At 75.1% G+C, this 20,263-nt stretch carries 22 protein-coding genes; 15 read left to right on the top strand and 7 right to left on the bottom strand.

Going from position 1 to position 20,263, the window contains the following annotated elements:
• The first annotated feature begins 5 nt into the window (after positions 1 to 5).
• From cpaB to BMY88_RS18460, 5 genes are read left to right on the top strand one after another with little or no spacing between them, the layout of a single operon-like run.
• Positions 6 to 743, top strand: a complete 738-nt coding sequence (cpaB, locus tag BMY88_RS18480) for a Flp pilus assembly protein CpaB (protein ID WP_091947007.1) — start codon at positions 6 to 8, stop codon at positions 741 to 743.
• Positions 740 to 1,930 (top strand): CpaE/TadZ family protein, encoded by a 1,191-nt coding sequence (locus BMY88_RS18475; RefSeq protein ID WP_091947004.1) that lies wholly within the window; start codon positions 740 to 742, stop codon positions 1,928 to 1,930. Before cpaB ends, BMY88_RS18475 begins: the two co-directional genes overlap by 4 nt.
• Entirely contained in the window at positions 1,927 to 3,372 is a 1,446-nt protein-coding gene (locus BMY88_RS18470) for a TadA family conjugal transfer-associated ATPase (protein WP_091947001.1), read from the top strand. Before BMY88_RS18475 ends, BMY88_RS18470 begins: the two co-directional genes overlap by 4 nt.
• The gene (locus BMY88_RS18465) at positions 3,369 to 4,310 is read left to right on the top strand and encodes a type II secretion system F family protein (RefSeq protein WP_091947176.1); all 942 of its coding nucleotides are present in this window, start codon (positions 3,369 to 3,371) and stop codon (positions 4,308 to 4,310) included. The genes BMY88_RS18470 and BMY88_RS18465 overlap by 4 nt, the downstream gene beginning before the upstream one ends.
• Entirely contained in the window at positions 4,310 to 5,203 is an 894-nt protein-coding gene (locus BMY88_RS18460; protein ID WP_091946998.1) for a type II secretion system F family protein, read from the top strand. The genes BMY88_RS18465 and BMY88_RS18460 overlap by 1 nt, the downstream gene beginning before the upstream one ends.
• A 19-nt stretch (positions 5,204 to 5,222) precedes the next feature.
• Here the strand turns inward: BMY88_RS18460 and BMY88_RS18455 are convergent, their stop codons facing one another.
• Complete coding sequence (locus BMY88_RS18455) at positions 5,223 to 5,567, bottom strand: DUF8129 domain-containing protein (protein WP_091946995.1); 345 nt, start codon at positions 5,565 to 5,567, stop codon at positions 5,223 to 5,225.
• 108 nt (positions 5,568 to 5,675) lie between these two features.
• Between BMY88_RS18455 and BMY88_RS18450 the strand changes: the two genes are divergently transcribed.
• The 3 genes from BMY88_RS18450 to BMY88_RS18440 all read left to right on the top strand — a co-directional run bounded on the left by BMY88_RS18450 (position 5,676) and on the right by BMY88_RS18440 (position 6,886).
• Positions 5,676 to 5,927 (top strand): hypothetical protein, encoded by a 252-nt coding sequence (locus BMY88_RS18450; protein WP_091946992.1) that lies wholly within the window; start codon positions 5,676 to 5,678, stop codon positions 5,925 to 5,927.
• Positions 5,924 to 6,334 carry a thioesterase family protein gene (locus BMY88_RS18445; protein WP_091946989.1) on the top strand — a complete coding sequence of 137 codons (411 nt, stop codon included), beginning with the start codon at positions 5,924 to 5,926 and terminating at the stop codon, positions 6,332 to 6,334. The genes BMY88_RS18450 and BMY88_RS18445 overlap by 4 nt, the downstream gene beginning before the upstream one ends.
• 75 nt (positions 6,335 to 6,409) lie before the next feature.
• Positions 6,410 to 6,886, top strand: coding sequence for a ChaB family protein (locus BMY88_RS18440; RefSeq protein ID WP_091946986.1), 477 nt, complete (start codon positions 6,410 to 6,412; stop codon positions 6,884 to 6,886).
• Positions 6,887 to 6,895: 9 nt separating this feature from the next.
• On the opposite strand, the gene BMY88_RS18435 is transcribed toward BMY88_RS18440, so the two are convergent.
• Both BMY88_RS18435 and BMY88_RS18430 read right to left on the bottom strand, forming a co-directional pair.
• Positions 6,896 to 8,230, bottom strand: coding sequence for a M24 family metallopeptidase (locus BMY88_RS18435; RefSeq protein WP_244524786.1), 1,335 nt, complete (start codon positions 8,228 to 8,230; stop codon positions 6,896 to 6,898).
• 78 nt (positions 8,231 to 8,308) lie between these two features.
• A complete protein-coding gene (locus BMY88_RS18430) occupies positions 8,309 to 9,475 on the bottom strand; it encodes a GGDEF domain-containing protein (RefSeq protein ID WP_244524785.1) in 1,167 nt (388 codons plus the stop codon).
• 103 nt (positions 9,476 to 9,578) lie between these two features.
• On the opposite strand from BMY88_RS18430, the gene BMY88_RS18425 reads away from it, so the two are divergent.
• From BMY88_RS18425 to BMY88_RS18415, 3 genes are all read left to right on the top strand, one after another.
• Positions 9,579 to 10,049 (top strand): cupin domain-containing protein, encoded by a 471-nt coding sequence (locus tag BMY88_RS18425; protein ID WP_091946983.1) that lies wholly within the window; start codon positions 9,579 to 9,581, stop codon positions 10,047 to 10,049.
• Complete coding sequence (locus BMY88_RS18420; protein WP_091946980.1) at positions 10,042 to 10,365, top strand: hypothetical protein; 324 nt, start codon at positions 10,042 to 10,044, stop codon at positions 10,363 to 10,365. The genes BMY88_RS18425 and BMY88_RS18420 overlap by 8 nt, the downstream gene beginning before the upstream one ends.
• A gap of 70 nt (positions 10,366 to 10,435) precedes the next feature.
• Entirely contained in the window at positions 10,436 to 10,744 is a 309-nt protein-coding gene (locus BMY88_RS18415; RefSeq protein WP_091946976.1) for a DUF1330 domain-containing protein, read from the top strand.
• 39 nt (positions 10,745 to 10,783) lie between these two features.
• Here the strand turns inward: BMY88_RS18415 and BMY88_RS18410 are convergent, their stop codons facing one another.
• Positions 10,784 to 11,662, bottom strand: coding sequence for a TIGR03619 family F420-dependent LLM class oxidoreductase (locus BMY88_RS18410; protein ID WP_211435710.1), 879 nt, complete (start codon positions 11,660 to 11,662; stop codon positions 10,784 to 10,786).
• An 86-nt stretch (positions 11,663 to 11,748) separates the two neighbouring features.
• On the opposite strand from BMY88_RS18410, the gene BMY88_RS18405 reads away from it, so the two are divergent.
• From BMY88_RS18405 to BMY88_RS18395, 3 genes are all read left to right on the top strand, one after another.
• A complete protein-coding gene (locus BMY88_RS18405) occupies positions 11,749 to 11,931 on the top strand; it encodes a hypothetical protein (protein ID WP_091946973.1) in 183 nt (60 codons plus the stop codon).
• Between the two features lie 58 nt (positions 11,932 to 11,989).
• Positions 11,990 to 12,682 carry an NADPH-dependent F420 reductase gene (gene npdG, locus BMY88_RS18400; RefSeq protein WP_091946970.1) on the top strand — a complete coding sequence of 231 codons (693 nt, stop codon included), beginning with the start codon at positions 11,990 to 11,992 and terminating at the stop codon, positions 12,680 to 12,682.
• A gap of 201 nt (positions 12,683 to 12,883) precedes the next feature.
• Positions 12,884 to 13,825: a hypothetical protein gene (locus BMY88_RS18395; RefSeq protein WP_091946967.1), complete on the top strand. Its 942-nt coding sequence runs from the start codon at positions 12,884 to 12,886 to the stop codon at positions 13,823 to 13,825.
• A 216-nt stretch (positions 13,826 to 14,041) separates the two neighbouring features.
• Here the strand turns inward: BMY88_RS18395 and panB are convergent, their stop codons facing one another.
• Entirely contained in the window at positions 14,042 to 14,872 is an 831-nt protein-coding gene (panB, locus tag BMY88_RS18390) for a 3-methyl-2-oxobutanoate hydroxymethyltransferase (RefSeq protein ID WP_091946964.1), read from the bottom strand.
• A complete protein-coding gene (locus BMY88_RS18385; protein WP_091946960.1) occupies positions 14,869 to 16,701 on the bottom strand; it encodes an NAD+ synthase in 1,833 nt (610 codons plus the stop codon). Before BMY88_RS18385 ends, panB begins: the two co-directional genes overlap by 4 nt.
• A gap of 184 nt (positions 16,702 to 16,885) precedes the next feature.
• On the opposite strand from BMY88_RS18385, the gene BMY88_RS18380 reads away from it, so the two are divergent.
• Positions 16,886 to 18,226 carry a glutamine synthetase family protein gene (locus tag BMY88_RS18380; protein ID WP_091947167.1) on the top strand — a complete coding sequence of 447 codons (1,341 nt, stop codon included), beginning with the start codon at positions 16,886 to 16,888 and terminating at the stop codon, positions 18,224 to 18,226.
• 104 nt (positions 18,227 to 18,330) lie between these two features.
• On the opposite strand, the gene BMY88_RS18375 is transcribed toward BMY88_RS18380, so the two are convergent.
• Positions 18,331 to 20,154, bottom strand: coding sequence for a serine/threonine-protein kinase (locus BMY88_RS18375; protein ID WP_091946957.1), 1,824 nt, complete (start codon positions 20,152 to 20,154; stop codon positions 18,331 to 18,333).
• Positions 20,155 to 20,263 lie beyond the last annotated feature (109 nt).

Below are 20,263 nucleotides of genomic sequence, written 5' to 3'. Positions count from 1 at the left end.
CCCACGTGAGACGACTGCTGGCCGCGCTGGCCGCCCTCCTGCTCGCCGCCGTCGGCACGGTGGTGCTCATCGCCTACGTCCGCGGCGCCGATGCCCGCGCCCTCGAGGGGATGGAGAGCGTCGAGGTCCTCGTGGTCGACGAGCCGATCGCGGCCGGGACGCCCGCCGAGGACCTCGAGGCCCTGATCCGGACCGAGCTCGTCCCGGCGAAGTCCGCCGTCGCGGGCCGGGTCACCGACCTCGCGCTCCTGGCCGGCCGGGTCGCGACCGTCGACCTGGAGCCCGGCGAGCAGCTGCTCACCGGCCGCTTCGGCGACCCGGCGGAGCTGCGCACCCCCGGCACCGTGCCGGTGCCCGAGGGCATGCAGGAGATCAGCGTGCTGCTGGAGCCCCAGCGGGTGGTCGGTGGCCGGCTCGTCGCCGGGGACGCCGTCGGGATCTACCTGTCGCTGCTGTTCGAGGACGGCACGGCCACCACGCACGCCGTCCAGCACCAGGTCCTCGTGACCCGGGTGCAGGGCGCCACCACCGTCGCCGAGGACGGCGCGGACGCCGCCGCCGCCGGCGGCGCCCCGCAGACCGCGCTGATGGTGACCCTCGCCGTCGTGTCGCGCGACGCCGAGCAGATCGTGTTCGGCGCCGAGCACGGGACGCTGTGGCTGTCCCTGGAGCCCGAGGGCGCCGACATCGGCGGCACCCAGGTGCTGACCCAGACCAACGTCTACGGGGAGCCGGTCCGATGAGCCGCGTGGTGCTGGCCGCCGCGGGCCCGGACCTCGCCTCCCGGGTGCGCGCCGCCGCCGACGGCGACGTGCACGAGCTGCCCGCCGGGCGGCTGCCCGGCGACCCGACGCGGCTGTTCGAGCAGCTGGTCGACGGCGAGCTGCCCGAGGTGCTGATGATCGGCCCCGAGGCGGCTGCCGCGGAGGTCCTGGGCCTGGCCACCCGGCTGGACGTGCAGTGCCCGGGGATCAGCGTCGTGCTGGTCGCCGACCCGGCCCCGGAGCTGTGGCAGGCGGCGATGCGAGCCGGCATCCGCGACCTGGTCTCCCCGTCGGCCGACCCGGCGGAGCTGCGCGCGGCGATCGAGCGCGCCGGGGCCGCGGCCGCCGGGCGGCGTCGGGTCCTGCGGCCGGTCGAGGAGACCGCCCGCTACACGGGCCGGGTCATCACCGTCGCCTCGCCCAAGGGCGGGGTCGGCAAGACGACCGTGGCCACCAACCTGGCGATCGGGCTGACCGCGGCGGCGCCGCAGTCCACGGTGCTGGTCGACCTCGACGTGCAGTTCGGCGACGTCGCCTACGCCCTCGGCCTGGCGCCGGAGTACACGCTGCCCGACGCCGTCCACGGCCCCGCCAGCGAGGACACCATGGTCCTCAAGACCTTCCTCACCCAGCACCCGTCGGGGCTGTACGCCGTGTGCGGTGCCGAGTCGCCCGCCGCCGGGGACGGGGTGACCGCCGCGGACGTCACCCGCCTGCTCACCTCGCTGGCGCGCGAGTTCCGCTACGTCGTCGTCGACACCGCGCCCGGCCTGTCGGAGCAGACGCTCGCCGCGCTGGACCGCGCCACCGACGTCGTGATGCTCAGCTCCATGGACGTCCCCGGGGTCCGGGGCCTGCGCAAGGAGCTCGACGTCCTCAGCCAGCTGTGCATGATCCCGGCCGGCCGGCACGTGGTCATGAACTTCGCCGACCCGAAGAACGGGCTCTCGGTCCGGGACGTGGAGACGGCGATCGGCACCGGCGTGGACGTCGTCCTGCCCCGGTCGGCCGCGGTCCCCGTCTCCACCAACCAGGGCGTGCCGCTGCTGCAGAGCGGCGTCCGGGATCCGATGACCAAGGAGCTGCGCCGGCTGGTCGCCCGGTTCGCCGCCACCCCGCTCGTCCGCCCGAGCCGCTACCGCGCCAAGCACCGGGCCGCCTCGTGAACCTCGCCGACCGGCTGACCGCCGCCGCCCGCGGCCGGCACGCCGTCCCCGACCCCGCCGCCGCGACTCCCGCCGTCCCGTCGCTCCCCGACGTCCCGGCGCCGCGGGCGGTTCCCCGCCCACCCGCCCCCGTGCCGCCGCCGACGGACGCCCTGGGCCGGCTCAAGGACCGCGTCGCCACCGCGCTGTTCGAGCGCATGGGCGGCCGGATGAACGACCCGAACCTCAGCGAGGACCAGCTCCGCGCGCTCGTGCTCGGCGAGCTCGACGAGGTCGTCGAGCAGGAGAAGGTGCCGCTCTCGACCGAGGAGCGCGCCCGGCTGACCGCCGAGCTGGCCGACGACGTGCTCGGCTACGGCCCGCTGCAGCGGCTCCTGGACGACGACGCGGTCAGCGAGATCATGGTCAACGGCCCGGACTCGGTCTACGTCGAGCGGGCCGGCAAGCTGACCCGGACCGGCGCCCGGTTCGCCTCCGAGGAGCACCTGCGGCGGGTGATCGACCGCATCGTCTCCCGGGTGGGACGGCGCATCGACGAGTCCTCGCCGCTGGTCGACGCCCGCCTGGCCGACGGCAGCCGCGTCAACGCGATCATCCCGCCGCTGGCGTTCAGCGGCTCGACGCTGACGATCCGCAAGTTCGCCAAGGACCCCTTCACCGTCGAGGACCTGATCGGCTTCGGCACGCTCTCCCCGGAGATGTCGGAGCTGCTGCGGGCCTGCGTCGAGGCCCGGCTGAACGTCATCGTCTCCGGCGGCACCGGCACCGGGAAGACGACGCTGCTCAACGTCCTGTCCTCGTTCATCCCCGAGGACGAGCGGATCGTCACCATCGAGGACGCCGTGGAGCTGCAGCTGCAGCAGGAGCACGTCGTCCGGCTGGAGTCGCGGCCGCCCAACATCGAGGGCCGGGGCGCGGTCACCATCCGGGACCTGGTCCGGAACTCGCTGCGCATGCGGCCGGACCGGATCGTGGTGGGGGAGTGCCGCGGCGGGGAGAGCCTGGACATGCTCCAGGCCATGAACACCGGCCACGACGGGTCGCTGTCGACGGTGCACGCCAACTCCCCGCGCGACGCCATCGCGCGCCTGGAGACCCTCGTGCTCATGGCCGGGATGGACCTGCCGCTGCGGGCGATCCGCGAGCAGATCGCCTCCGCCGTCGACGTCGTCGTCCAGCTGACCCGGCTGCGCGACGGCACCCGCCGGGTCACCCACGTCACCGAGGTGCAGGGCATGGAGGGCGAGACGGTCACGCTCCAGGACGCGTTCCTCTTCGACTACGCCGCCGGGGTCGACGCCGCCGGGCGCTTCCTGGGCAAGCCCGTGCCGACCGGCGTGCGGCCCCGGTTCGCCGACCGTTTCGCCGAGTTCGGCATCCCGATCTCCCCGCGGGTGTTCGGCATGCCGGAGCCGGTGGCGGCCCGCGGGTGGGCGTCGTGAACACGGCGCTGCTCGCCGTCGGGCTGCTCGCGGCGGGCGGGGGACTGGCCCTGCTGGTCGTCGTCGCCGTGCCGGCCGGACCGCGCCGGGTGCCGCTGTCCCGGCTCGACCCCACGGTGCCCGCCCCCACGTCGTCGCTGGCCGGCGCCGGCGCGGCCGCGGGGGCCGTCGTCCAGCGGGCGCTCGTGCGCCGGCAGCGGATGGCGGCCGGCACGGCAGCGCTGGAGCGGGCCGGGATCTCGATGTCGCTGCCCGACCTCGTCCTCGTGGCCTGCCTGGCGTCGGTGCTGCTCGGCGCCCTCGGCGCGGTCACCGGGGGTCCGCTGCTCGGCGCGGTCGCGGCGGTCCTCCCGCCCGTCATCACGCGGATCGCGGTGGGCCTGCGGATCCGGCGGCGGCAGGCCGCCTTCGCCGACCAGCTGGACGACTCGCTCCAGCTCATGGCGAGCAGCCTCCGCGCGGGCCACAGCCTCCTGCGGGCGGTCGACGCGGTGTCCACGCAGGCCGCTGCCCCGACCGGGGAGGAGTTCGCCCGGATCGTCAACGAGACGCGCGTCGGCCGGGACCTCGGGATGGCGCTGGACGACGTCGCGGCGCGGATGGGCAGCGACGACTTCCGGTGGGTCGCCCAGGCGATCGCCATCCACCGGGAGGTCGGCGGCAACCTCGCCGAGGTCCTCGACGTCGTCAGCACCACCATCCGCGAGCGCAACGCGCTGCGGCGGCAGGTCAAGGCGCTCTCGGCGGAGGGCAAGCTCTCGGCGATCGTGCTGATGGCGCTGCCGTTCGGGGTGGGCGGCTTCATCGGCCTCACCAACCCCGACTACCTGGCGGCCTTCACCGAGTCCTTCGCCGGGTACGGGATGCTCGCCGCCGTCGTCGTGCTGCTGCTCATCGGCGCGCTGTGGCTGAAGAAGACCGTGAGCATCCGATTCTGATGACCACCCTCCCCGCACCCGTGCTCGCGGCGGCCGTCGCCGTCGGCCTCGCCCTGCCGTTGATGGGCTGGGCCGTGCTGATCCGCCCCGGCGCCGCCGCGACCGCGGCTCGCGCGAACCTCTCCCGCGGTCTGGGGACCGACGCCGTCGGTGACCGGGCCGCGCGGGCGGGCACGCCGCCGGGCGCCCGCCTCGTGCGCGCCCTCACGCCGCAGGGGACGTTCGCGCGCATCGACCGGCTCCTCGTCGGCGCCGGCCGCCCGGCCGCCTGGCCCGTCGGCCGGGTCGTGGCCGCCAAGCTGGTGCTGGCGGCGGCCGCCGGTGTGCTCGGCATCCTGCTCGTCGGCGCCAACCCCCAGCCGCTGTTCGTGATCACGATGGCCGTGACCACCGTCGTCTCCTACTTCGTGCCGGAGCTGCTGCTGACCAGCCGGGCACAGGAGCGGCGCGACGCGATCGGGCGCGAGCTGGCCGACACCCTCGACCAGATGACGATCGCCGTGGAGGCGGGGCTGGGCTTCGAGTCCGCGCTCGCCCGCGCCGGACGCAACGGCACCGGACCCCTCGCCGAGGAACTGGTCCGCACCCTGCAGGACATCGGCGTCGGCCAGCCGCGGCGCGAGGCCTACCTGGCGCTGGCCGAGCGCGCCGGCGTGGACGACCTGCGGCGTTTCATCCGCGCGGTCGTCCAGGCCGACGCCTACGGCGTCTCGATCGCCGACGTGCTGCGCACGCAGGCGCAGGAGATGCGGCTCAAGCGCCGGCAGCGGGCGGAGGAGAAGGCGATGCAGATCCCGGTGAAGGTGATCTTCCCGCTGATCCTGTGCATCCTGCCGACGCTGTTCATCGTGCTGCTCGGGCCGACGGCCGTGGAGATGATGACCGGCATGTGAGCCGCGGAGCCACTGCGGCTCAGCGACCCGAACGCGGCTGGGACGGGTTGGTCAGGTCGCCGTGGGCGGGCGGGTCGACCGGCGGGCCCGTGGTCGCCGCGGAGACCTTCGAGCCCGCGGGGGTGGACGCCGGGTCGGCCGAGCCGTGGGCGGCCGGGTCGCCGCCGGAGGGCTTCTCGCCGGCCTTCACCGACGCGAGCCGGTGCCGCATGGCGCTCACGACCTGGATCCGGTTGGCGTGCGCGCGCTCGTAGGCCAGCAGGGTCTCCAGACCCGCGGAGTCCAGGGTGCGGATGCGCGAGGTGAGGGCCCCCGTCTGGAGGTGGTCGTAGTCGGGGATCGGCAGCTCGTCGTGCTGGGGCATGGCAGGCGCCTACCCCGGCGCCACCGGGACGACACGGGGTGTGAGCCCGGGGCCGGTGGGTAGGCGGCTGGGGAACGCTCCCGTCCCGGCACTTCCGAGGAGAACGACGTGGCCGACCACAAGGACCCCACCCCCGAGGCCCTGGCGAACGTGACCGACGGCAACGTCGAGACCCGCTCCCAGCTCCTGCCGGAGGAGGTGGCCGCCGAGGGGCACCCCGACCCGGCCCGGGGCGAGCTGGACCCGAAGATCCAGGCCGCGGCGATCCTCGCCGAGTCCGAGGAGCGCACGCTGCACCCCGACGCCGACGACGCCCAGGGCGGCCACCGCACCTCCGCGGAGACGGCGGACCTGCCCTGACGGCCCGGCACGAGCACGAGGTCCAGCTGCGCTGGGGCGACGCCGACTCCTACGGCCACGTCAACCACGCCCGCGCGCTCGGCCCGCTGGAGGACGCGCGGCTGGCGATGGCGGCCGGCAGCCCCGGGACGGCGGACGGCCGCGATCCGGACATCATCCTGGCCCGGCTCGAGGTCGACTACCTGCGCCAGCTGCGCTACCGGGTTGGGGAGCGGCTGTGCGTGCGCACCCGGGTGCTCCGCCTGGGGCGGACGTCGCTCACCGTGCGGCAGGAGCTCGAGCAGGACGGCGGGGTCGCGATCCGCGCCGACGCCGTCCTCGTGCTCTTCGACTTCGCGACCGACTCCAGCCGGCCGATGACCGATGCCGAGCGCACCTACTGGGGCGGCTTCCTGGAGGCCGCGTGACCCCCTCGCCACCGGTCGGGTGAGATCGCCGCAGGTCGGGTGAGCGGGACCCCGTGCCGGGGTAGGCCCTGACGCATGCCGAAGACGACGAAGAGCGGAACCGCGAAGAAGGGCGAGCTGCCCAGCACCCTCGAGCGGTCGGACAGGAAGGCGCAGCGGACCTTCGCCAAGGCCTACGACGCCGCCATGGACTCCTACGGCGACGAGGAGCGGGCCAACCGCACGGCGTGGTCGGCGGTCAAGCACACCCACGAGAAGGTGGGCGACCACTGGGCGCCCAAGGAGGGCGGCCGGAAGGGTCCCTCGGACGCGCAGGCCGCCGGCGGCCGCGGCACCGGGAGGCCGACCAAGGGCGGCGTCGACGCCAACGCCACCAAGGAGCACCTGCGGGCGCTGGCGAAGAAGCTCGACGTCCCCGGCCGCTCGACGATGAAGAAGAAGGAACTCGTCGACGCGATCCAGAAGGCCAACGACAGGCAGACGGCGAAGGCGCGCACGAAGAGCGCGAAGACGTCGCCGTCGTCGGCGAAGAAGAGGCCGAAGAAGACGTAGGCCGGTCGCTCAGCCGCCGGGGACCAGCAGCAGCTCGCGCTGCCGGTCCCCGAGGTAGGCCACGCCCGAGTCGGTGAGCACGACGCCCTCCTCGAGCCCGACCCGCACGCACCGACCGCCCCACTCGGGCACGGCCACCCGCACGGCGAGTTCGAGGGCGAACGCGGTGTCGGGGCGCAGCCGGTGGCCACCCGGCCCGGGGACGCCGTCCTGCTCGTCCCACAGCCCGATGGCCGGCCCGGCGCCGTGCCCGTGCACGCCGATGGGGTGGGAGTACACCTCGCCGTCGATGCCCTCGGCCATCGCGGCCGCTCGGGCGGCGGCCAGCACCTCGTCGCCGGTACGGCCCGGGCGCATCTCGGCGGTCGTGAGGTCCTGCAGTCGCGTGCCGAGGGCGAAGGCGCGGGCGAGGCCCGCGGGCACCCCCGCCTCTCCCGCGCGCAGCACGTACGCCGAGCGCTGCAGGTCGCCGGCGAGGCCGAGGGTCGCGGCGCCGACGTCGCAGTGCACGAGGTCGCCGGGGGCCACCGGCTCGTCGTAGGGCACGGCCGGCAGGAGCGTGCCCCGCTCGGCGACGGGGGCGACCCCCGCCCGCTGCAGGTCCACCACGGGGTGGAACCAGGGCGCCAGCCCGAGGTCGTCGAGGCGCTGGCGCAGCCACCAGGCCAGGTCGGCGGCCGACGTCTCGCCCACCCGGAGGACGGCGGGGGTGAACGCCTGCGCGACCACCTCCTGCAGCCGCGCATCGAGCGCGCGCAGGGCCGCCACCTCCTCCGGCAGCCGGGTCTCCAGCCAGCGCACCGCCAGCGGCTCGGCCGGCACCAGCCGGTCCGCCCACGGCCCCAGCGCCTCGACGAGCAGCCCGTGGTCGGAGTGCGACAGGCCGTCGGCGGCGGCCACGGCGGGGGAGACGTCGATGCCGATGGCCCGCGGCGCCGCCTGCTCGACGAAGCGGCGCACCGCCGTCCACTGCGACCGCTCGTAGGACTCCCCGGCCACCTCGTCGTCGGACCAGGCGGGCAGGAACTGCCCCACGGGATAGCGGGACACCGCCACCGGGGTGACGCCGTCGTCGCTGCGGTGCAGCACGAGGATCGTGCGCCGGCGGGCCGACAACCAGGTGGCCGGCAACATCGTGCCCAGCACGGGGTCCTCGGCGTTCTCGCGCCCGACGACCAGCCACAGGTCGATGCCGGCCTCGTCCATCAGGCCCGGCAGGACGTCCAGCAGTCGCTGGGTCAGCCAGCGGTCCCGGACGTCGGCCTGCTCGCGCAGCGGCAGCGGCACCGTGCGCGTCGGGTCACCGGCCAGGAGCGTTCCCCCGGGGATGCGGACGCGGACCACACGAAACAGGGAAGCAGAGAACGACGCGCCCCGCTCACCGTCGCGGCCCGTCCTCGAGGGACGCCCCGGGGAGACGCGTCAGGCGGCCCCGGCGTCCGCCGTCTCCCCACCCATCTCGTCCGCCGTCCCCGCCACCACGCTCGCGGCCGGAGCGCTCGGCGGGCGCGGCGCCGGCACCGTGGCGACGCGATCCCGGCCGCCCTGCTTGGCCTGGTACATGGCCGCGTCGGCCAGGTCGAGGAGCCGCCACAGGCCGTCCACGGGGTCCTCGCCCTCGGCCGGCCGGACCAGGGCGATGCCGATCGAGGCGGTCACCACGTGCCCGGAGGCGGTGCGGGCACCGGCCACGGCCCGGCGCAGCCGCTCGGCCAGCCGGTGGGCCTCGGTCGGGTCGCCGACCATGCCGAGCACCGCGAGCTCCTCCCCGCCGAGACGGGCCAGCACGTCCGTGGGCCGGACCGAGGCGGTGAGCGCGGCAGCGACCGACCGCAGGACGGCGTCCCCGGCGGCGTGCCCGTGGGCGTCGTTGAGCTGCTTGAAGTGGTCCAGGTCGAGCACCATCGCCGCCACCCGCACGCCGTCACGGCGCGACTGCCGCCACACCCGGCGGGCCTGCTCCTCCAGGTGGCGCCGGTTGCCCAGGCCGGTCAGCGGATCGCGCCGGGACAGCTCCTGCGTCGACGCGAGGAGCCGCTCGATCCGCCGGCGCAGCACGAACACGCCTGCGGCGGCCAGGTCCAGCACGCCGGCGTCGACGCACACCTGCACCAGCAGGCCCGCGACGTCGTCGTAACTGCCGGCGAGCGCGACGGCGACGATCACCGGCGTGACCACCAGGTGCGCCACCAGCATCCAGCCGTCGAGGAACCAGGCCGCGACGAACGCCGCGAACAGCATCATCAGCGGCGTCGCGTAGCGCAGCGGATCGGTGACCGACAGGGCGATGACGAGGTAGATCAGATCGCCCAGGAGCACCAGGGCGAAGATCGTCCAGCGGCCGATGCGCCGGCGCACCGCCAGCGTCGCCGCGACCACGCCCAGCAGCAGCATCGTCGCGCCGTAGATCCAGCGCGAGGCTCCGGGGCGGATCACGTCGTCGACCAGCAGGTTGATCGAGCCCATCGCCGCGCCGGCGGCGACCAGGACGGCGACGGTCAGGGCCGCCACGGTGTGCCCGGGCGCCCGCCTGCCGGACGGGACCGTCGTCCCGGCCGGTTGCCGCGCGTCCCCCCGCTGCCTGCTCACGGGGGGAGGATGCCGCACCGAGCGGCCCCCGCGGACCCACCGGGGCGTACGACCTCACCCGGGAGGCTGGGCAACACGCCCCGATCGGGGTCAGGCTGGGGCCGTGACGCACCTGGAACCCGGCGCCGTCGACGTGCGGACCCTCGCCGACCACCCCCTGACCGACGCCGGCTCCTCGGCCCTGCGGATGGTCGCCCCCGGCGCCGTCACCGCCGGCCGGTTCGGCCTCGTCGAGTACCGCCTGGCCCCGCACTCCCGGGGGGCGGACCCGCACGTCCACTCGACCTTCTCCGAGTCGTTCTACGTCGTCGCCGGGGAGCTGACCCTGTACGCGGGGGACCGGTGGCAGCCGTGCCGGGCCGGCGACTTCGCCCTCGCCCACGAGCGCGGGGTGCACGGCTTCCGCAACGACTCCGACGAGCCGGCGACCTTCCTGATCCTGTTCACCCCCGGGATCGCCCGCGAGGAGTTCTTCGCCGAGATGGCCGAGCTGCGCCGCAGCGGCCGCCGGCCGAGCCCGGAGGAGATGACCGCCTTCTACGCCCGGCACGACCAGGTGATGGTCGATGTCTGACGCGGCGGAGCGGGAGCGCGACCCGGGGGAGACCGACGCGGGGGAGACCGACCCGTACGTCCTGAACGAGGAGGTCACGGTCGTCGTCGTCACGACGGACGACGGCGACCGCTACGTCCTGCGGGACACGCCCACCCACCGCGCCGAGATGGCGGCGCTCCACGGCCCCGACTCGGAGGAGGCCACCCAGCTCGACGAGTCGGTGCAGCTGACCGAGGACCTGCGCTCGGTGCGGCTGGGGATCGGTGTCGTCAGCCTGTGGGACTACACCGGCCACCGCGAGGGACCGGTCGAGGACCGGCGGGGGGCGCGCTGACCGGCATCGGCCGTCGGCGATGATCCCCGGGCGTGCGTGCGGACGCGCGCCGGAGACAGGGAGTGCTGCCATGCCGAAGGGCTACGTCGTCGTCACGGAGACGATCCACGACCAGCAGGGCATCGACGCCTACAACCGGGCGGCGGCCCCGTCGCTCATGGCGAGCGGCGCCCGGGTCCTCGTCGTCGACCGGGACCCGGAGGTCCTGGAGGGGGACTGGCCCGCGACCCAGACGGTGGTCCTGGAGTTCGAGTCGGTCGAGGCGGCCCGGGCCTGGTACTCCTCGGACTCCTACCAGGAGGCGGCGGCCCTGCGGCGTGCCGCCGCCGACTGCCGGCTCGTGCTCCTCGCCGGGTTCACGCCCTCCGGCCCGCGGTAACCGATCGGCGCGCCGTTCGGGGGCGCGGAGGCCGGCGGGTCAGCGCCCGTCGGCGTGGGCGGACACCACGGCTGCGTACCGGTCCAGGGTCGGCAGGAGCTCCTCCCGGGGCACGGTCTGGAGGTCCAGGACCACCTGGTGCACCCCGAGCTCCCGGTACCGGTCGAGGTGTCGGGCGAGGGTGTCGTCGTCCGCCGGGCCCTGCAGGGTCCAGACCACGGGTCCCGCGGCGTCGCGTCCGGCGAGCTCCCACTGGGCCCGCAGCGTCGCGAGCCAGTCGGCGAGCAGCTCCGGAGAGGGCGCGGCGGGGATCCAGCCGTCGGCCCACTCGACGATCGACTCGTAGCCGCGGGGAGTCGGGGAGCAGCCCAGCAGCACCGGGACCGGCCGCTCGGGCGGGGGCTTCGGCCACGCCCAGCTGGGCGACAGGGTCACGTGCTCGCCCTGGAACTCGGCCTGCTCGTCCCGCCACAGCGCGCGCATGGCGGCGACGTGCTCGCGCACGATGGCCCGCCTCCGTCGGGGGTCCCGGCCGTGGTTGGCGAGCTCGTCGACGTTCCAGCCGTAGCCGACCCCGAGCGTGAAGCGGCCGCCCGACAGGTGGTCCAGCGTCGCGACGGTCTTGGCCAGCGCGATCGGGTCGTGCTGGGCGACGAGCGCGACGCAGGTCCCGATCCTCAGGTCGGTCTCGGCGGCCATCATGGCCAGCGCCACGTACGGGTCGAGGGTGCGCAGGTAGCGCTCCGGCACCGCGCCGCCCCGCGGGAAGGACGACGCCGTGGAGACGGGGATGTGCGTGTGCTCGGGCAGGAGCAGGGAGTCGAAGCCGCGCTCCGCGGCCGCGCGGGCGACGTCCAGGAGGGGCATCGACCGGTCGGTCGCGAAGTACAGCAGCCCGATCTCGGGCGACGAGGGCACGTCGTCTTCGCTCCTCGGGTGGTCGGGGCCGGGCACGGGTAGGTTCGCATCTCGTCGGAGCCGAGTCAGTGCGGGGAGAGGTGCCCATGGCCGAGGGCCCGTGGTTCTACTGCATCAAGCACCAGACGGTGGAGACCAAGGACGGCTGCGCGGAGCGGCATCGGCTGGGCCCGTTCGCGACCCGGTCGGAGGCCGAGCACGCGCTGCAGACGGTCGCCGAGCGCGAGCAGAAGCTGACCGAGGAGGACCGCCGGTGGGAGGGCGACTGACGGCCCAGGCATGATCGGGGCGGGACACCGGACGGTCCGGGGGTCGCGAGGAGGCACCGTGTCGGACGGACGCGCCGTGGAAGAACTGGTCGTCGGAGTGCTCGGGGGTACCGGACCACAGGGCCGGGGCCTGGCCGTGCGCCTGGCCACCGCGGGACAGCGGATCCTGCTGGGCTCGCGCGACGCCGAGCGGGCGTCGGAGGTGGCCGGCCAGATCGCCGAGCGCGCCGCTGCGGCGACGGGGAACGAGGCCTCGGTGACCGGCGGCGCGAACGCCGACGTCGCCGGCGCGGCGGACCTGGTGATCGTCGCGGTGCCCTTCGGCGGGCACGCCGACCTGCTGCGCGAGCTGGTCGAGCCGCTGGCCGGCAAGGTGGTCGTCGACTGCGTCAACCCGATGGGCTTCGACGAGCTCGGTGCCTACGTGCTCGACGTGCCGGAGGGGAGCGCGGCCCAGCAGGCGGCGGCGCTGCTGCCCGACTCGCACGTGGTCGGCGCGTTCCACCACCTCTCCGCCGTCCTCCTGGAGGACCTCTCCAAGCCCACCCTGGACGGCGACGTGCTCGTCGTCGGCGACGACCGCGCCTCCACCGACCTGGTGCAGGCGCTGGCCGGGCGGATCCCCGGGATGCGCGGGGTCTACGCCGGCCGGCTGCGCAACGCCCGCCAGGTCGAGGCCCTGACCGCGAACCTGGTGTCGGTCAACCGCCGGTACAAGGCGCACGCCGGGGTCCGCATCACCGACGTCTGACCGGCCCGGGCCAGGGCGCGGTCGGGGCGCGGTCGGGGGCCGGTCCCGTCACCCTGCCGGCGCTTTCCGGTCGTTGCGGGCGCGATCGCGCGCGCAACGTCGGGAGGGCGCCGGCAAGGTGCGCCGTCCACAGGGGCGGGGCGTATCCACGGCTGCCTCCGCGGGATCGTCTCGGGGCCCACGGGGCGCGACGGTCGGGTCATGGAGTCCGCCGATCCGGTCCTGCGTTCCGAGCTCGTCCTGCGCCGCGCCGCTCTCGCGGAGGGCTGGTCCGACGACGAGCTCGATCGCCGGCTGCGCCGCGGGGAGATGGCGCGGCTGCGTCCCGGGGCGTACGCGCCGGCGTCCGCGATCCGGGATCCCGCCCGGCGGCACCGGCACCTGATCACCGCGACCCTGGCCGCGCTCCGCCGTCCGGCCGTGGTCAGCCACCAGTCCGCGGCCGTCCTCCTCGGCCTGCCGATGTGGGGTGTCCCGCTGGGGCGGGTGCACGTGACCCGCACGCCGCCGGCGTCGAGCGAGGTCGGCAGGCACCTGCGCTGCCACGTCGCCCGGCTGGCGGACGACGACGTGGTGACCGTCGGCGGGGTGGCGGTCACCAGCCCCGTGCGGACGGCGCTCGACCTGGCCCGGGCGCTGCCGTTCGAGGCCGCCGTCGCCACGCTCGACGCGATGCTGTTCCACCGGAAACTGGGCGGTGAGGCGCTGGTGGCGGGGGCCCAGGAACTCGGCCGCCTCCCGGGTGCCCGATCCGCCGCTCGCGCGGTCCGCTTCGCCGACGGGCGCAGCGAGAGCGTGGGGGAGAGCCGCAGCCGGGTGCTGCTGCACCGACTGGGCCTCGCCCCGTCCGCACTTCAGCTGGAGATCGAGGTCCCCGGCGCCGCGGTGCCGATCGGCCGCGCCGACTTCGCGTGGGAGGACGTGCGGGTCGTCGGCGAGTTCGACGGCCGGGTGAAGTACGGGCGGCTGCTGAAGCCGGGTCAGGCCGCGGGGGACGTCGTGTTCGAGGAGAAGCGCCGGGAGGACGCCATCCGCGAGGAGGACTGGGGCGCCGTCCGCTGGACCTGGGAGGAACTCACCCCGCAGGTGCTGGGGCCTCGGGTGCAGCGGGCGCTCGACCGCGGTCGGCGCCGGCGCGGCTGAGCGGGGTCGGGGCGGGTCCGTGGCCGGCCGACGCCGGGACCGACACCGACGGCCGGCGTCACCGTGCCGGGGAGATCCCGACGGTGCGGGCGGGATCGCGCCCGCACCGTCCCCGACACGCCCGCAGAGTGCGCGCGACGGCCCGGAAACCGCCGCCAACGTGACGGCGTCGCGCGGCGCGCGGGCGGACCGGACGGCGGAGGACCCGCCCCCGGGCTACTCGAAGGAGTGTTCCGGGCCGGGGAACGTGCCGCCGCGGACGTCGTCGGCGTACTCCTGCGCCGCGCGCAGTAGCTCCGCACGCAGGTCCGCGTACTTCTTCACGAACCGCGGCACCCGCCCGCCGGTGAACCCGGCCATGTCCGGCCAGACCAGCACCTGGGCATCGGTGTCCACGCCGGCGCCGATGCCGATGGTCGGGATCCGCAGCTCCTTGGTCACCTCGCCGGCGATCGCGGCGGGCACCATCTCCAGGACGACGGCGAAGGCCCCGGCGTCCTCGACCGCGCGGGCGTCGGCGCGCAGCAGGTCGGCGCCGGCGCCGCGGCCCTGCACCCGGTACCCGCCGAGGGCGTGCTCGCTCTGCGGCGTGAACCCGATGTGCGCCATGACGGGGATCCCCGCGTCGACCAGCGCCTTGATCTGGGCGACGACCCGCACCCCGCCCTCGAGCTTGACCGCCTGCGCGCCGCCCTCCTTCATCAGCCGGAACGCGTTCTCCAGCGCCTGCTGGGGCCCGGCCTCGTAGCTGCCGAACGGCATGTCGGCGACGACCAGCGTCCGCTTCGTCGAGCGGGTGACGGCCTTGGTCATCAGCAGGATGTCCTCGACGGTCACCGGCACGGTCGAGGTGTGCCCGAGGACGACGTTGCCCGCGGAGTCGCCCACGAGCAGCACCGGGATGCCGGCCTCCTCGAAGACCGACGCGCTGACCGTGTCGTAGGCGGTGAGCATCGCCCACTTCTCGCCGCGCTCCTTGGCCTGCTGGAGGTGGTGCACCCGGACCCGCGCGGTCGAGGTCCCCCCGTACAGCGGCGACTCGCTCATGCCTTCGCTCCTTCGCGGACGGTCGGCAGGGTCTCCCGCCAGCGGTTGGTGACGGGCAGCCGGCGGTCGCGGCCGAACGCCTTGAGACTGATCTTGGTGCCGGGCGCGGACTGCCGGCGCTTGAACTCCGCCGTGTCGACCAGCCGGAGCACCCGCGCCACGACCTCCGGGTCGTGGCCGCGCTCGAGCAGCGCGGCCAGGCCGAGGTCGCGGTCGACGTAGTCCGCGACGACGGCGTCGAGCTCCTCGTAGGAGGGCAGCGAGTCGGAGTCCTGCTGCCCCGGTGCCAGCTCGGCCGACGGCGGCTTCTCGATCGAGTTGACGGGGATCGGCTCGGTCTCGCCCCGCTCGGCGGCGTGCGCGTTGCGCCAGCGCGCCAGCTCCCAGACCAGCGTCTTGGGCACGTCCTTGATCGGCGCGAACCCGCCGGCCGAGTCGCCGTACAGCGTCGAGTAGCCGACGGCGACCTCGCTCTTGTTGCCGGTGGTCAGCAGCAGGTGCCCGTGCTGGTTGGACAGCGCCATCAGCAGCGTGCCGCGCACCCGCGCCTGCAGGTTCTCGGCGGCGACGCCGGAGAGCTCCACCGAGGCCTCGTAGGCGTCGACCATCGGCGCGATCGGCACGACGGAGTAGTGCAGCCCGGTGCGGCGCGCGAGGTCCGCGGCGTCGTCCAGCGAGTGCTCGCTGGACCACTTCGACGGCAGCCCGACGCCGTACACCCGGTCGGCGCCGAGGGCGTCCACGGCCAGCGCGGCCACCAGCGCCGAGTCGATGCCGCCGGACAGCCCGAGCACCACCGAGGGCATGCCGTTCTTGTCGATGAAGTCCTTCAGCCCGAGCACGAGGGCGCGCCAGACCTCCTCGCAGTCGCTCAGCGGCTCGGCGACCTCGCCCTGGCGCGCCGCGAACGCGGGCACCGGCTCGGTCGAGAGCACGTGCCGGGTCACCGTCATCGGCCCGATCCGGCCCTCGCGGCGCTCGGGTGCCGCCGACGGGTCGATCGCCAGGTCGACGGTCAGCAGGTGCTCGACGAACTGCGGGGCGCGGGCCAGCAGCGTGCCGTCGGGAGCCACGACCATCGAGTCACCGTCGAAGACCAGCTCGTCCTGCCCGCCGACCTGGTTGCAGTAGACGATCGTCGCCCGCGCCTCGGCGGCGCGGCGGCGGACCAGCGGCAGGCGGGCGTCGTCCTTGGCCCGCTCGTAGGGCGAGGCGTTGGGGGAGAGGACGACGTCCACCCCGGCCTGGCCGGCGACGCCGCAGGGGCCGCCCTCGACCCAGAGGTCCTCGCAGACGGTGAGCGCGACGTCCACACCGTGCAGCCGCACCACCGGGAGCTCGGTGCCGGGGACGAAGTAGCGCGCCTCGTCGAAGACGCCGTAGTTGGGCAGGTGCCGCTTGTAGTAGCGGATCACGACCTCGCCGCCGTACAGCAGGGCCGCGGCGTTGCGGGGGGCGCCGTGGCGGGGGTTGGCGTCGGCCGGGCGGTCCTCGTCGGCCGTCGGTGGCTCGTCGACGGCGGCCGGACCGGGACCCTCGGTGTGCGCGAGGTAGCCCACCACCACCGCGGTGCCGCCCAGGCCCCGCTCGTCCAGGGTCGTGGCCAGCTCCACCACGGCGCGCTCGCTGGCCCGCGCGAACGACTCCCGCAGCACGAGGTCCTCGGGCGGGTAGCCGGTCAGCGTCATCTCCGGGAAGACGACGACGTGGGCATCGGCCTGCGCGCCGCGCGCGGCCCAGTCCACGACCAGTGCGGCGTTGCCGTCGATGTCGCCGACCCGGGTGTCCACCTGGGCCAGGGCCACCCTGAGCTGCAGCTGTTCGCTCACGGGCCCATCCAACTCCGCGGCCCCCGGCCGGGCCAGGCGGGTGCCCTGTTCCGATGATCACCCGACACGCGGAAGAGGTCCTGCGCCGCCGGGTCGTGTGCGACGGCGCCGGACCGGGCACCCTGGGGGCGTCACACACCGGCAGTTCACATCGCAGCAATGAGCGGACTGGATCATGGCGAGCATGGATCGACAGCAGGAGTTCGTCCTGCGCACCCTCGAGGAACGCGACATCCGCTTCGTGCGGTTGTGGTTCACCGACGTCTCTGGCTACCTGAAGGCCGTCGCGGTCGCGCCGGCGGAGATCGAGGCGGCCTTCGCCGAGGGCATCGGCTTCGACGGCTCGGCGATCGAGGGCTTCGCCCGGGTCTACGAGTCCGACATGCTCGCCAAGCCCGACCCCGGGACCTTCCAGGTCATGCCCTCCCGCGAGGGCCGGCCCAGCGACACCGCGCGGATGTTCTGCGACATCACGCTGCCCGACGGGTCGCCGTCGTGGGCCGACCCCCGGCACGTGCTGCGCCGCACGCTGGGCAAGGCCGCCGACATGGGGTTCACCTTCTACACCCACCCCGAGGTCGAATTCTTCCTGCTGGAGGACCTGCCGACCGACGGCAGCCCGCCCAAGCCGGCCGACAGCGGCGGCTACTTCGACCTCTCCACGCACAACGTGGCGCACGACTTCCGCCGCGAGGCCGTCTTCGCGCTGGAGGCGATGGGCATCTCGGTGGAGTTCAGCCACCACGAGGTCGCGCCCGGGCAGCAGGAGATCGACCTGCGCTACGCCGACGCGCTGTCGATGGCCGACAACATCATGACGCTGCGGCACGTCGTCCGTGAGGTCGCGCTCGCCCAGGACGTGCACGCGACGTTCATGCCCAAGCCGTTCACCGACCTCGCCGGGTCGGCCATGCACACGCACGTGTCGCTGTTCGAGGGCGACCGCAACGCCTTCCACGACCCGGCCGACCCGATGAAGCTGTCGACGACCGGCAAGCAGTTCATCGCCGGCCTGCTCACCCACGCACGCGAGGTCACCGCCGTCACCAACCAGACGGTGAACTCCTACCGGCGGCTGCTGGCCGGCACCGAGGCGCCGACCGCCGCGACGTGGGGCCGGGCCAACCGGTCGGCCCTGGTGCGGCTGCCCAGCTACAAGCCCAACAAGGGCCAGTCGGCGCGCGTCGAGGTGCGCTCGCCGGACTCGGCGTGCAACCCCTACCTGACCTTCGCCGTCCTGCTGGCCGCCGGCCTGCGCGGGATCGAGAAGGGCTACGAGCTCCCGCCCGAGGCCGAGGACGACGTCTGGTCGCTCACCGACACCGAGCGCCGCGCCGCCGGCTACGAGGACCTGCCGGTGAGCCTCGGCGAGGCGCTCACGGCGATGCAGAGCAGCGAGCTCGTCGCCGAGACCCTCGGCGAGCACGTGTTCCAGTTCTTCCTGCGCAACAAGTGGGAGGAGTTCAACTCCTACCGGCAGAACGTCACGCCGTTCGAGCTGAAGCGGTACCTCCCCGGCCTGTAGCCCCCCGGGGCAATTCCGCACTACTGCCCCGGGGCAATTCCGCACTATTGCCCCGGGGCAATTTCGCGCTTCTGCCCCGGGGCAATCTCGCGCTTCTGCCCGGGTCAGGTGAGGACGACCTCGCCGACGGCGCCCCCGGTGATGCACAGCTCCAGGCCCGGCGTCTGCACCGTCACGTGCAGCGCCGGGCCGCCGCCGCCCAGGCGGACGAACAGGGTGTTGTCGCCCGCGCGGACCTCCGCCGGCACGGGCTCGCCGTCGTCCAGCCCGACGACGACGGTGCCGTCCCGGTCGGCGACGTAGTCGACGCGCGCCGTCCACTCCCACGGGACCATCGCCCCGGTCATCGCCACGTCGGCGCCGGCGCCCGGGGAGACCGACCACCCGCACCCCGGCGTCGGTCCCGCGGTCAGCGACGCACCCGGCTCGACCGTCGCCGGCCGCAGGTGCCCGCCGTCGTCGAGCAGGCGGAGCTCGGGCGTCCAGGCGGCGATGACCGGCCGGTCCACCAGCGGGGAGAGCGCGCGGGAGATCAGGTTGGCGGGGTAGCCCAGCTGCCACATCACGTCGGCGGGCATCTGCTGGTCCAGGAGCGCGGCCGGGCCGGCGCCGGCCAGGGACTCCCGGGCCGCCGCCAGGTACGCGCCCGTCCGGTCGATCGCCCACGCGCGGGCGTGGTCGACGGTCGAGACGAGCGCGACGGCGGCGAAGACGACGGTGGCGGCGGTGGCCGCAGCGACGGCCCGGCCGCCGGGCAGGTCCCGGCCCGGCCCGCCGCGGGCGGGCATGGTGAGCAGCAGGACCCCGGCCACGGGCAGCAGGACGGCCTCGATCGCGTAGTACCGGCCGGCCAGCGGCACGACCTCGCCGACCCCCAGGCCGGCCCGCCCCGCGCCCGCGATGGCGAGGCCGGCCACGGCCTGCCCGACCGCCAGCACCCAGACGGCGGCCGCGCCCCGCCGGTGCACGCACGTCCACACGCAGGCGGCGAGCAGCACGAGCGCCCCGCCGACGACCATCGCGGCCGGCGACCGGGCGAGCGGGGTCTGCGGGGGGACGTCGGTCCAGCCCACCGGGCCGCCGAGCACCGCCGCCGACAGCACGCCGAGGCCGGTGCGGACCGTGGCCACCACGTCCCACACGTCCCCGCCGCCCACGGGGGCCCGGTGGCGGGTGAGCAGGTACACCACCGCCCAGGCGGCGGTGACCGCCAGCGACCCGGCCCACAGCCCCCGGCACCGCCGCCACGCCGCGGCCAGCGGACGGTCCTCGCCGTCGCGCAGCAGGACCAGCGCGACCACCGCGACGCCGATCCAGGGGACGAGCACCGCCTTCATGTAGAAGCACAGGGCCAGCGCGAGCGCCGCGGTGCCGCGGACCGCGTGCCGGCGCGCGCCCGTCTCCGCGAGCCGCAGCGCCTCGGCGAGGAACACCGCCGTCCCGATCTGCAGCGGCAGCGAGTTCAGGCCCGCGGCCCACCACGTCGTCGATCCGAGGGTCAGCGGCGTGAACAGCCCGAACACCAGGGGCGGCAGCAGGCGCGGGCGGTCGCCGAGCAGGATCCGCAGCAGGCGCAGCAGGGCCAGGGACGCGAGCAGCGTCATCCCGACGAGCGTCGCCCCCGCCGCGGCCCACTGCAGCGGCGCTGCCCGTTCCACCAGCCCCGCGAGCAGGAGCCCCCCGGGCATGAGGTGCCCGTCGTAGTCGTAGAGCAGGTAGGACGGCGAGAGCAGCGCGTGCGTGTCGGCGAGGTGCTGCAGCCGGAGGTCGTCGCCGTAGTGGTCCCGCCCGGCGAGCACCCACCAGCGGACCCCCACCGAGGCCAGGACCAGCAGCAGGGCCGCGCGGCGCACGCGCCGCGCGAGCGCAGGGACCGGCGGTGCCTCCTCGAGCGGCGGGACCGTTCCCGGCATCGACGACGTCGCCATCCCCGTCCGTTCCGTGCTCTCGAGGCGGCCCCCGCCGACCCGCCGATCGTAGGTCGCGGACCCGGACCGGGCCGCTGCCGCGGGGAGGCGGGCAGGCCGCACTAACCTC

Source organism: Trujillonella endophytica, from assembly GCF_900110555.1.
Taxonomy (GTDB): Bacteria; Actinomycetota; Actinomycetes; order Mycobacteriales; family Geodermatophilaceae; genus Trujillonella; species Trujillonella endophytica.
The sequence above is the reverse complement of the archived record's forward strand: the minus strand, read 5'-3'. Positions and strand labels throughout refer to the sequence as shown.